Genomic DNA, 260 nt, shown 5'->3' on the forward strand with positions numbered 1-260 from the left:
CGGGAAAGTACAGGTCGAGGGCTTCTTTCCAGGGGCTATCGTATTCGTTGGTTGGATTTTCATTGGTGGTATTTTCAGACATGGACAATTTTTGTTTGGTTAATTTTTGAATAGAAGAAATCTTTATTTTTATTGTACTTTATTTTTGTATAAAGGGAAAGCGATCGCACGGTCAGGGAAAAAGCGATCGCTTCAATGAAGTATTTTTTAACTATCTTCCTGATAAGGCAATAAATCTGCAAATTCTTCCAAAGAATTGA

Source organism: Geitlerinema sp. PCC 9228, from assembly GCF_001870905.1.
In the GTDB taxonomy this organism is placed as follows: Bacteria; Cyanobacteriota; Cyanobacteriia; order Cyanobacteriales; family PCC-9228; genus PCC-9228.